This is a genomic window from Micromonospora sp. NPDC004336 (assembly GCF_053602615.1).
The window spans coordinates 1-12211 of record NZ_JBSGDY010000177.1 but is presented as its reverse complement, the minus strand read 5'-3'; the positions used below and the strand labels follow the sequence as shown (position 1 = coordinate 12211).

General features: G+C 75.4%; 12 protein-coding genes. All 12 read left to right on the top strand.

The genetic code is table 11. The features are described 5' to 3' along the window. Positions 1 to 1155, top strand: a 1155-nt coding sequence (locus ACWENR_RS26180) for a DAK2 domain-containing protein (RefSeq protein WP_452279615.1), incomplete at its 5' end; no start/stop codon positions are given. Continuing rightward, on the top strand, positions 1152 to 3353 hold the full coding sequence (gene recG / locus ACWENR_RS26175) for an ATP-dependent DNA helicase RecG (protein WP_452279614.1): 2202 nt from the start codon (positions 1152 to 1154) through the stop codon (positions 3351 to 3353). The genes ACWENR_RS26180 and recG, both read left to right, overlap by 4 nt. Before the next feature lie 15 nt (positions 3354 to 3368). After that, positions 3369 to 3899: a serine hydrolase domain-containing protein gene (locus tag ACWENR_RS26170; RefSeq protein ID WP_452279613.1), complete on the top strand. Its 531-nt coding sequence runs from the start codon at positions 3369 to 3371 to the stop codon at positions 3897 to 3899. Between the two features lie 148 nt (positions 3900 to 4047). Continuing rightward, complete coding sequence (gene rsmD / locus ACWENR_RS26165; protein WP_452279612.1) at positions 4048 to 4611, top strand: 16S rRNA (guanine(966)-N(2))-methyltransferase RsmD; 564 nt, start codon at positions 4048 to 4050, stop codon at positions 4609 to 4611. Continuing rightward, on the top strand, positions 4608 to 5096 hold the full coding sequence (gene coaD, locus ACWENR_RS26160) for a pantetheine-phosphate adenylyltransferase (RefSeq protein WP_452279611.1): 489 nt from the start codon (positions 4608 to 4610) through the stop codon (positions 5094 to 5096). The genes rsmD and coaD overlap by 4 nt, the downstream gene beginning before the upstream one ends. 384 nt (positions 5097 to 5480) lie before the next feature. Continuing rightward, positions 5481 to 5978 (top strand): hypothetical protein, encoded by a 498-nt coding sequence (locus tag ACWENR_RS26155; RefSeq protein WP_452279610.1) that lies wholly within the window; start codon positions 5481 to 5483, stop codon positions 5976 to 5978. 109 nt (positions 5979 to 6087) lie between these two features. Further along, the gene (locus ACWENR_RS26150; protein WP_452279609.1) at positions 6088 to 6651 is read left to right on the top strand and encodes a YceD family protein; all 564 of its coding nucleotides are present in this window, start codon (positions 6088 to 6090) and stop codon (positions 6649 to 6651) included. Between the two features lie 5 nt (positions 6652 to 6656). Then, positions 6657 to 6830 (top strand): 50S ribosomal protein L32, encoded by a 174-nt coding sequence (gene rpmF / locus ACWENR_RS26145; protein ID WP_452279608.1) that lies wholly within the window; start codon positions 6657 to 6659, stop codon positions 6828 to 6830. A 135-nt stretch (positions 6831 to 6965) separates the two neighbouring features. After that, positions 6966 to 7940 carry a phosphate acyltransferase PlsX gene (locus tag ACWENR_RS26140; protein WP_452279616.1) on the top strand — a complete coding sequence of 325 codons (975 nt, stop codon included), beginning with the start codon at positions 6966 to 6968 and terminating at the stop codon, positions 7938 to 7940. After that, a complete protein-coding gene (rnc, locus tag ACWENR_RS26135; RefSeq protein WP_452279607.1) occupies positions 7937 to 8752 on the top strand; it encodes a ribonuclease III in 816 nt (271 codons plus the stop codon). Before ACWENR_RS26140 ends, rnc begins: the two co-directional genes overlap by 4 nt. After that, positions 8745 to 9602: a bifunctional DNA-formamidopyrimidine glycosylase/DNA-(apurinic or apyrimidinic site) lyase gene (mutM, locus tag ACWENR_RS26130; protein WP_452279606.1), complete on the top strand. Its 858-nt coding sequence runs from the start codon at positions 8745 to 8747 to the stop codon at positions 9600 to 9602. Before rnc ends, mutM begins: the two co-directional genes overlap by 8 nt. 219 nt (positions 9603 to 9821) lie before the next feature. Continuing rightward, the gene (locus ACWENR_RS26125) at positions 9822 to 12038 is read left to right on the top strand and encodes an MMPL family transporter (protein ID WP_452279605.1); all 2217 of its coding nucleotides are present in this window, start codon (positions 9822 to 9824) and stop codon (positions 12036 to 12038) included. Positions 12039 to 12211 lie beyond the last annotated feature (173 nt).

Sequence of the window (12211 nt, the reverse complement as noted above, 5' to 3'; positions counted from 1 at the left end):
AGCGACGACCTGCGGGCGGTGGCCCGGGCGGCGGCGGGCGAGGCGGCGCTGGCGCTGGCGCGCACCCCCGAGCAGCTGCCGGCCCTGGCCGCCGCCGGGGTGGTCGACGCCGGCGGCCGGGGGCTCTGCCTGCTGCTCGACGCCCTAGTCGAGGTGGTCACCGGGGAGAGTCCGGAGCACCCGGCGCCCGCGCCGCCGCGCACCGTCCGCCCGCCGGCCACGGCCGTCCGCGAGACCGGTTCCGAGGAGTACGCCTACGAGGTGCAGTTCCTGCTCGACGCCGGGCCGGAGGCGGTGGCCCGGCTGCGGGCGGAGCTGGCCGCCCTGGGCGACTCCCTCGTGATCGTCGGCGACGGCGCGGACGGCCAGGGCACCTGGAACGTGCACGTGCACGTCAACGACGTGGGTGCGGCGATCGAGGCGGGGGTGGTCGCCGGCCGGCCGCACCGCATCTCGGTGACCCGCTTCGCCGACCAGGCGGCCCCTGCCCGGCCGGCGGCGCGCGACGGTCGGGCGGCGGTGGTGGTGGCCGCGGGCGCGGGCATCGCCGAGCTGTTCTCCGGCGAGGGCGCGACGGTGGTGCCCGGCAACCCGTCCACCGGCGAGCTGCTGGACGCGATCCGCGCGACCGGCGCGGCCCGCGTGGTGGTGCTGCCGAACGACCCCAACACGCAGGCGGTGGCGAGCGCCGCCGCGAAGGAGGCGCACCGGCAGGGCGTCAAGGTCAGCGTGGTGCCCACCCGGTCGCCGGTGCAGGCGCTGGCCGCCCTCGCGGTGCGGGACCCGGGGCGCCGCTTCGAGGACGACGTGATCGCGATGGCGGAGGCGGCCGGCGCCTGCCGCTACGCCGAGGTCTGCCACGCCAGCCGCGAGGCGCTGACCGTCGCCGGCCCGTGCCGCCCCGGCGACGTGCTGGCGCTGGTCGAGGGCGAGGTGCACCTGATCGGGGCGGACCTGACCGAGACCTGCGTCGCCGTGGTCGACCGGATGCTCGGCGGCGGCGGCGAGCTGGTCACGCTGCTCTCCGGGGCGGACGCCCCGGCCGGGCTGGCCGAGGCGGTCCGCGAGCACGTCGGGCGGCGCTGGCCGTTCGTCGAGGTGCACGCGTACCCGGGCGGGCAGCCGTACTATCCGCTCCTGGTGGGGGTCGAATGACGTCCGAGCCGTGCACGGTGGACACGCCGCTGAAGAAGCTGGTCGGGGAGAAGACCGCGAAGGCCCTCGCCGGGCACCTCGACCTGCACACCGCGGGCGACCTGGTCTACCACTTCCCGCGCCGCTACGACGAGCGCGGCGAGCACACCGACATCCGCTCCCTCGACGTCGGTGAGCAGGTCACCGTGCTGGCGCAGGTGCAGCGCACCGCCGTGCGCCCGATGCGCCAGCGCCGGGGCAACCTGCTGGAGGTCACCGTCGGCGACGGCTCGGGCGGCACCCTGACGCTGACCTTCTTCGGCAACCAGGCCTGGCGGGAGCGGGAGCTGCGCCCGGGCCGGTGGGGGCTGTTCGCCGGCAAGGTCACCGAGTTCCGGGGCAAGCGGCAGCTCAACGGCCCGGAGTACGTCCTGCTCGGCGAGGGCGGCGACGGCGAGGCGGCGGCCAGCGAGGAGATCGAGGAGTTCGCCGGCGCGCTGATCCCCGTCTACCCGGCCGCCGCCGCGGTGCCCACCTGGGTCATCGCCCGCTGCGTCCGGGTGGTGCTGGACACCTTCACCCCGCCGGAGGACCCGCTGCCCGCCGCCGTGCGGGCGAGCCGCAACCTCATCGGCATCGACGTGGCGCTGCGCGAGATCCACCGGCCGTCCAGCAAGGAGGCGCTCTACCGGGCCCGACGGCGGCTCAAGTGGGACGAGGCGTTCGCCGTGCAGCTCACCCTGGTGCAGCGCAAGCACCGGGCCGCCGCGTGGCCGGCCCGCCCCCGCCCGGCGAAGCCCGGCGGCCTGCTCGACGCGTTCGACGCCCGGCTGCCGTACGAGCTGACGCCCGGCCAGCGCGACGTGGGCTCGGAGATCGCGGCGGACCTGGCCACCGAGCACCCGATGCACCGGCTGCTCCAGGGCGAGGTGGGCTCCGGCAAGACGGTGGTGGCGCTGCGCGCGATGCTCCAGGTGGTCGACGCCGGCGGGCAGGCCGCGCTGCTGGCCCCGACCGAGGTGCTCGCCGCCCAGCACCACCGGGGCATCCTCGACCTGCTCGGGCCGCTCGGGCGGGCCGGCGAGCTGGGCGCGGCCGACGACGCCACCCGGGTCGAGCTGGTCACCGGCTCGCTGGGGGCGGCGGCGCGCCGCCGGGCGCTGGCCGAGGTGGCCGGCGGCGCCGCCGGCATCGTGCTCGGCACCCACGCCCTGCTCTACGAGGGCGTCGACTTCGCCGACCTCGGCCTGGTGGTGGTGGACGAGCAGCACCGTTTCGGCGTCGAGCAGCGCGACGCGCTGCGCGCCAAGGCCGAGCAGCCGCCGCACGTGCTGGTGATGACGGCGACCCCGATCCCGCGCACGGTGGCGATGACCGTCTACGGCGACCTGGAGACCTCGACCCTCTCGCAGCTTCCGCAGGGCCGCTCGCCGATCGCCTCGCACGTGGTCCCGGCGGCCGAGAAGCCGGCCTTCCTCGACCGGGCCTGGCGCCGGCTGCGCGAGGAGGTCGCCGCCGGCCACCAGGCGTACGTGGTCTGCCCCCGCATCGGCGAGGGGCCCGCCTCGGAGGAGGAGCCGCCGCCGGTGGACGACAACGGCCGACGCCCGCCGATGGCGGTCACCGAGGTGGCGCCGCTGCTGGCCGAGGGGCCGCTGCACGGCCTGCGGATCGGCGTGCTGCACGGCCGGTTGCCGGCCGACGAGAAGGACTCGGTGATGCGCTCCTTCGCGGCCGGCGACGTCGACGTGCTGGTCGCCACCACCGTGGTCGAGGTGGGCGTGAACGTGCCGAACGCCACCGTGATGATCGTGCTCGACGCCGACCGGTTCGGCGTGTCCCAGCTGCACCAGCTCCGTGGCCGGGTCGGCCGGGGCTCGGCCCCCGGGCTCTGCCTGCTGGTCACCGAGGCGACGGAGGGCACGCCGGCGCGGGAGCGGCTCGACGCGGTCGCCTCCACGACGGACGGGTTCAAGCTCGCCGAGCTGGATCTGGAGCAGCGCCGCGAGGGCGACGTGCTGGGGGCTACCCAGTCGGGGCGGCGCTCGCACCTGCGCCTGCTGTCGCTGCTGCGCGACGCCGACCTGATCCGGGACGCCCGGGCCGAGGCGATCGCCCTGGTGGAGGAGGATCCGGAGCTGGCGCGGCACCCGGCGCTGGCCGCTTCGGTGTCGGCCCTGGTCGACGAGGAACGCGCCGAATACCTGGAGAAGGGCTGAGTTAGGCTTCGACGGATGCCTGAGTCCTCACTAGACAGTGGTGTGCTCCTGCTGGCCCGGGGCCGGCCGTACGCCGAGTTTCTCGCCGAGGAGGTCTTCGCGCCGCTGGGCATGACGGGCAGCTTCGCCGGCGCGGGCGACGGGCGGCCGGACGTGGCGGTCGGGCACGTGGGCGGCCGTCCGGTGCCGTCCTGGGAGCTGGCGACCGTGAGCATGGGCGCGGGTGACGTCTGGTGCACCGGGACGGACCTGCTGACCTGGCTCGACGTGCCGCGCCGGGGCCGGCTGCTCGCCCCGGCCTCGGCGACGGCGATGACCGCCCCGCACGCGCCCACCGGCCGTCCCGGCGAGGCGTACGGCTACGGGTTCTTCGTCGGCCCGCTGGCCGGTAGGCGGGCGCTGCACCACTCGGGGGACAACGGCGGCTACAAGGCGTTCGCGGCCTGGCTGCCCGACTCGGACCAGCGGCTCGTGCTGCTGGCCAACCAGGCCGAGGTCGACCCGGTCACGATAACGTCCGTGCTCGGTCCCGCCGAGGCCCGTTGACCGGGTGCGGACGCCGACCGGGTGGCGGGCCCGCCCCCGGTGCCGACCGGCGGGGCCGCCGGGTCGTGGCGGGCCGGCTCGTTGTCTCGGGTGCCTCGTCCACCGGCCGGGCCGTCGCGTAGCGTCGGGGTATGCGCAGGGAGCGACGGTGACCCGGATCGTGGCCGGAACCCTTGGTGGGCGCCGCATCGCCGCGCCGCCCGGGGCGGGCACCCGGCCCACCTCGGACCGGGTCCGCGAGGCGCTGTTCAGCGCGGTGCAGGCCGAGGTCGACCTGGCCGGCGCCCGCTTCGCCGACCTCTACGCCGGCTCCGGCGCGGTCGGGCTGGAGGCGCTCTCCCGGGGCGCCGCGCACGTGCTGCTGGTGGAGTCCGACGCGCGGGCGGCCCGGGTGATCCGGGAGAACGTCGCCGCGCTGCGCGCCGCCCCGGCCGCCCGGCTGGTCACCGGCAAGGTGTCCACGGTGCTGGCGGCCGGCCCGGACGGCGACCCGTACGACGTGGTCTTCGCCGATCCGCCGTACGCGGTGCCGGACGCGGAGGTCACCGCGATGCTCGCCGCGCTGGTCGGCGGCGGCTGGCTGGCCCCCGACGCCGTGGTCGTGGTGGAGCGGTCCAGCCGGACGGGGCCGGTCGGATGGGTGGAGGGTGTCACCGGCGAGCGCAGCCGCCGGTACGGCGAAACCACCCTTTGGTACGGTCGCCGATCATGAGACGTGCGGTGTGTCCCGGCTCGTTCGATCCGGTCACCAACGGACACCTCGACATCATCGGCCGGGCGAGCCGCCTGTTCGACGAGGTGATCGTGGGCGTGCTGGTCAACCAGTCGAAGAGCGGCCTGTTCACCGTCGAGGAGCGGATCGACATGCTCCGCGAGGTGACCGCCTCCTACGACAACGTCCGGGTCGAGTCGTTCCGTGGCCTGCTGGTGGACTTCTGCCGGGCGCAGCAGGCGAGCGTGCTGATCAAGGGCCTGCGGGCGGTCAGCGACTTCGACTACGAGCTGCAGATGGCGCAGATGAACATCGGCCTCGCCGGCGTGGAGACGCTGTTCATGCCGACCAACCCGCTCTACTCGTTCCTCTCCTCCAGCCTGATCAAGGACGTGGCGAAGTGGGGTGGTGACATCTCCGCGCACGTGCCCGACCGGGTCCGCGAGGAGCTCACGGCCCGCCTCTCGCCGCCGGCCCGCGACTGATCGTCCTCCCGCCACGGCGCCTGCCGGGCCCGGCGGGCCGCCTCCACCGGCGGGCCGCCCTCACCCACGGGCCGTTTCGACGGCGGGCCGCCCCCACCCACGGGCCGTTTCGACGGCGGGCCGCCCCCATCGGCGGGCCGCCCCCACCCGTAGGTCGTTCCGCCGGCGGCCTGCCTTCACCGGGGGCCGCCTCCACCGCTGGGTCGATCGCCGGCCTTCGTTCACCGTGCCGCCCGCCCGGGGTGGCGGGGCGGGCGGCACGACGCGCCGGGCCGGGGTGAGGGGCGCGCTGTGGTCGGGGCGCGACATGATGTGTGGAGCGGGAACCCGGCCGCAGCCCGCATCATGTAGGTCGGCCCGACGAACGACAGGAGTGAGGTACCGGTGGACCCGCTCGATCGCATCGACGAACTGATCGCCATGGTGGAGCAGGCACGCTCCGTCCCGATGTCGCGCAACAACTGCATGGTCGACCGGGGCGAGTTCATCGCGGCCCTCGACGAGCTGCGCGCCGAACTCCCCGCCGACCTGCGCCGGGCCGCCGCGCTGCTGGACGAGCGGGACAAGATCATGGAGGCCGGCAAGCGGGAGGCCGACCGGATCATCAGCGAGGGTGAGGCGGAACACGCCCGCCTGGTGTCGGTGAACGAGATCACCGTCTCCGCCGAGCACGAGGGCGCCCGGATCATCGCCGAGGCCCGGGCCGAGGCGCAGCGCCTGCGCGAGGAGGTCGACGACTACGTCGACACCGCGCTGGCCAACTTCGAGCAGTTCCTCACCCGGGCGCTGGCCTCGATAGAGCGCGGCCGGGACAAGATGCACGCGCTGCGTGAGATCGGCACCTTCGGTGGGGACGAGGCGGAACGCCCGCTACCCTTCTGAGCGGCGCCTCACCAGCCGACAGGTGGGGCGGGCCGCGCCCCCGGTTCGACGGTGCGGCGGTCGCCCAGGTAACCTCTTTTGTCGGCCTCTCACCGGCCGGAGTCTGACTATGCCCAAACACACGCCTTCCACACTCAACCCCAGGTCGCCGCTGGTCCTCGACACGAGGGAGCTGCCGCGTCGGCCTGGTGCGTTGCGTGCGGTCAAGCGGGTGGCACCGGCACCGGCGGACCTCGGCGTGGAGTTGATCGGCGTGCCGGAGGGCGCGGACCTCGACCTCGACCTGAGGTTGGAGTCGGTGTCCGAGGGCGTGCTCGTCTCGGGGACCGTGACCGGTCCCGTCCGGGGCGAGTGCGGCCGCTGCCTGCGCGAGATCAACGACTCGGTGGCCGTGCGGGTCCAGGAGCTGTACGCGTACGAGAACAGCACCACGGACTCCACGACCGACGAGGACGAGGTGGGCCGGATGCAGGGAGACCTGATCGACCTGGAGCCGGCGCTGCGGGACGCGGTGGTGCTCGCACTGCCGACCAACCCGCTCTGCCGGGAGGACTGCCCAGGCTTGTGCCCCGACTGTGGGGTGCAGTGGGACGATCTGCCGGCCGACCACAGTCACCAGCAGATCGACCCGCGTTGGGCGGGCCTGTCGCAACTGACCCGTAAAGAGGAGTAGGAACCGTGGCCGTCCCCAAGCGCAAGATGTCGCGCAGCAACACCCGCGCCCGCCGGGCGAACTGGAAGGCTGCCGTGGTCGCGACCGTGGCCTGCCCGCAGTGCAAGTCCCCCAAGCTGCCGCACGCCGCCTGCTCCGTCTGCGGCACCTACAACGGCCGTCAGGTCCTCGAGGTCTGACCCGGCAGCCGAGTGACGTCCCCGACCGCTGGTCGGGCGGCGCGCGCGCCCTGGCAATCGCCCGGTGCCCCGGCTCCCTCCGACGCCGGCCGGCCCGTTCCGGCCGGCGTCCCGACGGAGCCGGGCACCGCGCGGATCGCCGTTGACCTCCTCGGCGGGGACGATGCTCCCGCCGTCGTGGTTGACGGCGCTCTGCGTGCCGTACGCGCCGACCCGCATCTGCACCTGCTGCTCGTCGGCCCGGCCGAGGCCGCCGGCGCGCTGATCGACGCCCTCGACCCGGCGCAGCGCGCCCGGGTCGCCGTCCGGCCGGTCCGCTCCGTCGTGCGGATGGCCGACCATCCCGTGGCGGCCCGCTCCGACAGCACCGTCCGCGCGGCCGTGCACGCCGTCCGCGACGGCGTCGCCGACGCCCTCGTCTCCGCCGGCTCGACCGGCGCCACCGTCACCGCCGTCGCGCTGGGCCTCGGCCGCTGGCCGGACGTACGCCGTCCCGCGCTGGTCGCCACCCTGCCCGCCGTGGCCGGCCCGGTGGTCCTGCTCGACGTCGGCGGGTCGCTGGAGCCGCGCCCGGCCACCCTCACCCGGCACGCCGTCCTCGGCGCGGCCTACGCCGCGGTCGCGCACGCCGTCGGGGCCCCGCGCGTGGGGCTGCTCTCCGTCGGCACCGAGGCCGGCAAGGGCGACCGCGCCCGCCGGCTCGCCGATCCCGTCCTCGCCGCCGCCCCGCTGCCCTGCGGCGCCCGCTACGTCGGCCTGGTCGAGGGGTACGACGTCTCCCTCGGCACGCGCGCCGACGTGGTGGTCACCGACGGCTTCACCGGTAACGTGCTGCTCAAGGCGATCGAGGGCGCGTACGCGATGGCCGGCGGCCCGCCGCCCGGTGGTGGCGCTCCCCGGGCGGCCGCCCTGCTCGGGGTGGCCGGGACGGTGGTCGTCTGCCACGGCGCGGCCCGGGCCGACGACGTCGCCTCCGGCATCGCACTGGCCGCCCACCTCTGGCGGCGGCGCGCCGCCGACCGGGTCCGCGCGCTGCTCGACGGCGCGGGGGCGGGCGACCCCGAGGAAAGCACCGACCGCACCACCGACACCGAGGTACCCACATCATGAGCAACGACAAGCGGCGGCGGGCGTCCGTCGGCCACCTGGAAGCCGCGTTCGGCGTCAGCCTGGACCCGGAGCTGCTGGAGCGCGCCCTGACCCACCGCTCGTACGCGTACGAGAACGGCGGCCTGCCCACCAACGAGCGGCTGGAGTTCCTCGGCGACTCGGTGCTCGGCGTGGTGATCACCACGGCGCTGTTCCACAACCACCCCGACCTGCCCGAGGGGCAGCTCGCCAAGCTGCGCGCCAGCGTGGTCAACATGCGTGCCCTCGCCGACGTGGCCCGCGGCCTGGGTCCCGACGGGCTCGGCGCCTACCTGCTGCTCGGCAAGGGCGAGGAGACCACCGGCGGCCGGGACAAGGCGAGCATCCTCGCCGACACCCTGGAGGCGCTGCTCGGCGCGATCTACCTCCAGTACGGCCTGGACACCGCGGCGATCGTCATCCACCGGCTGTTCGACCCGCTGATGGCGGAGTCGGCCGGCCGGGGCGCGGCGCTGGACTGGAAGACCAGCCTCCAGGAGCTGACCGCCGCGCTCGGGCTCGGCGTGCCGGAATACCGCATCGAGGGCACCGGGCCGGACCACCTCAAGACCTTCACCGCCTGGGTGGTGGTCGCCGGCAACCGCTACGGCGGGGCCGACGGGCGGAGCAAGAAGGAGGCCGAGCAGCGGGCCGCCGAGGCGGCCTGGCGGACGCTCACCGAGCAGGCGGAGCGGGAGCGGGCCGAGGCCGACGGGGCGACGGCCGGCGCCGAGGCGGGCGGCGTGGCCGACGGGGCGACGGCCGGCGCCGAGGCGGGCCTGGGCCGTGCCTGAGCTGCCGGAGGTCGAGACGGTCCGGCAGGGGCTGACCCGGTGGGTCACCGGCCGGCGGATCGCGTCCGTCGAGGTGCGCCACCCCCGCGCGGTGCGCCGGCACGCGCCCGGCGGGGTGCACTTCGCCGACGTGCTGGCCGACCGGACGGTGCTCGACGTGCGCCGGCGGGGGAAGTACCTGTGGCTGCCGCTGGACAGCGGGGACGCCGTCATCGGCCACCTGGGCATGTCGGGCCAGCTGCTGGTGCAGCCCGCCGACGCGCCCGACGAGACGCACCTGCGAGTCCGGTTCCGGTTCGCCGACGACGGCCCCGAGCTGCGCTTCGTCGACCAGCGCACGTTCGGCGGGCTGTCGGTCTCCGCCGGCGGCGCGGAGCTGCCGGCCGAGATCGCGCACATCGCCCGGGACCCGATGGACCCGGAGTTCTCCGACGCGGCGTTCGTGGCCGCGCTGCGCCGGCGGCGTACGGAGGTCAAGCGCGCCCTGCTGGACCAGACCCTGATCTCCGGGGTGGGCAACATCTACGCCGACGAGGCGCTGTGGCGGGCGAAGCTGCACGGCGCCCGCCCCACCGACGCGCTGACCGGCCCGGCCGCGCTGCGGCTGCTGGGCCACGTCCGGGACGTCCTGGCGGAGGCGATCACGTCCGGGGGCACCAGCTTCGACGCCCTCTACGTCAACGTCAACGGCGAGAGCGGCTACTTCGACCGGTCGCTGAACGTCTACGGCCGAGAGGGCCTGCCCTGCCGCCGCTGCGGCGCGCCCGTGCGGCGGGAGGCGTTCATGAACCGTTCGTCGTTCAGTTGCCCGCGTTGCCAACCCCGCCCCCGGGGGGCCCTTCGGGGATGACCCCGAGGCGGTTTCCGGGTGGCGCCCGGCGCGTCGTCCCGGCCGGTCGGGGATCGCCCTCCCGGCGCGCCCCTTTCGACCCGGGTCGCCCCCGCCGCGCGGGCGTTCAGGCCGCTTTCAGGTTCCGGGTGGAGCCGGGGCGCTTCCCTGATGTCCGGGGCCCGTCCCGCCCATAGCGTCGACCCGTCGACAGGGGGTTGACGTGACAGGGGGCCCGGAATGGCAAGACCGGTGACGGTGCGGTTGGCGCGGTGGAGCGCGGAGCACCCGTGGCGGGCCATCGCCCTGTGGGTGGTGTTCGTGGCGGTGTGCTTCGTCGGGGGGAGCGCCGCGGGTCTCAAGGAGGCGACCGGCGCCGACCAGGCCGTCGGTGAGTCGGGCCGGGCCGGGCTCATCGTCGACGCCGGCGGCTTCGACGACCCGGCCGTGGAGAACGTCCTGATCACGGCGCGTGGCGGGACGCTCGACCCGGCCGCCGCGAAGGCCGCGGCCGACGACGCGGCGGCCCGGCTGCGCTCGGTGACCGGCGTCGCCTCGGTCGGCGAGCCGGTGCCGGCCCGGGACGGCTCCGCGCTGCTGGTGCCGATCACGATGTCGGGCGACCCGGAGACCGCAGCCGACCGGGTGCAGCCGCTGCGGGACGCCACCGCGCAGGTGCAGGACGGGCACCCGGCGCTGCGGGTCGAGCAGGTCGGCGGCCCGTCGATCAACAAGGCGCTCAACGACACGCTCGGCGAGGACTTCAAGCGGGCCGAACTGCTCAGCCTGCCGGTGACCCTGGCCATCCTGATCGTCGCGTTCGGCGCGCTGATCGCCGCCGGGGTGCCGGTGCTGCTGGCGCTCTCCTCGGTCGCCGCGGCGATGGGACTGTCGACGCTCGCCTCGCACCTGGTGCCGGCGACCGACACCACGGCCAGCGTCATCCTGCTGATCGGCATGGCGGTCGGCGTCGACTACTCGCTGTTCTACGTGCGGCGCGAGCGGGAGGAACGGGCCAGGGGACGGTCCGGCCTGGACGCGGTGGAGATCGCCGCGGAGACCTCCGGCCACGCCGTCGTGGTCTCCGGCCTCGCCGTGATGATCTCGATGGGCGGGCTGCTGCTCGCCAACGACGCCATCTTCTCCTCCCTCGCGGTGGGCTCGATCCTGGTGGTGGCGGTCGCGGTGATCGGTTCGCTGACCGTGCTGCCGGCCCTGCTGGCCAAGCTCGGCCGCTGGGTCGACCGGCCCCGGGTGCCGCTGCTGTGGCGGCTGACCGCTCCGCGTACCGGGCGGCACGGCGAGGCCGCGCCCCGGTTCTGGCCGGCCGTGCTGAAGCCCGCGCTGCGGGCGCCGGTGGCCACCCTGGTGATCTCGGTCGGGCTGCTGCTGGCCCTGGCCACGCCCGCGCTCGGCATGAAGATGAAGTTCCCCGGCATGGAGGACCTGCCCCGCAGCACGGCGGCCATGCAGGCGTACGACCGGCTCACCGCCGCGTTCCCGAGCAACGGCACCAGCCACACGGTCGCGGTGCGGGCGCCGGCCGCCGAGGCGGACCGGGTCGCGGCGGCGCTGACCGCGCTGGCGGCGAAGGCGTCGGCGGACCCGCTCTTCGCGCCGGCCGAGGCGGGCGGCCCGAAGATCGAGGTGTCGGCCGACCGGCGGGTCTCGGTGCTGGAGGTCGCCACCTTGCACCACAGCCGCACCGACGAGGCGGGGCGGTCGCTGGAGCGGCTGCGCGAGGACCTCGTCCCGGCCGCCCTCGGAGGCGTGCCCGGTGTGGAGTACGCCGTCGGCGGCGACATCGCCGACAGCGAGGACTACGCGCGGCACATCCGCGACAAGCTGCCGATCGTGATGGGCTTCGTGCTGGTGCTCACCTTCGTGGTGATGGTGCTGACGTTCCGCTCGGTGGTGGTCGCGCTCAGCTCGATCCTGCTCAACCTGCTCTCCGCCGGCGCCGCGTACGGGCTGCTGGTCCTGGTCTTCCAGGGCGACTGGGCCGAGGGGCTGCTCGGCTTCACCTCGATGGGCGCGATCGTCACCTGGCTGCCGCTGTTCCTCTTCGTGGTGCTGTTCGGGCTCTCGATGGACTACCACGTCTTCGTGGTCAGCCGGATCCGCGAGGGCGTCCGGGCCGGCATGTCGAACCGGGACGCGGTGGCGTACGGAATCACCTCGTCGGCGGGCGTGGTCACCAGCGCGGCGATCGTGATGGTCGGGGTGTTCTCGATCTTCGCCACGCTGAGCACGATCGACATGAAGCAGCTCGGCATCGGGCTGGCGGCGGCGATCCTGCTGGACGCCACGATCATCCGCGCGGTGGTGCTGCCGGCGCTGATGACGATGCTGGGCGACGCGAACTGGTGGGCCCCGAAGTTCCTGCGGGCGCGCCCCGCCGAGGACGCCCCCACCGACCCGCCCGCCCCGGCGCCGGAGCTGGTCGGCGCGCGCTGACCCACCCCGCTCCCCGGAGGCCGGACCGCACCAGCGGGGCGCCCGCCCCCCCGCGCCCCCCCCGCCGCCCCCCCGCGCCCACCAGGCCCAGGCCGGCGGGCCCGCCCGCCCGCCCCCACCGGCGGGGGGGCGCGACACCCCCCGCCGAACACACCCCCCAAGAACCCCCCCCG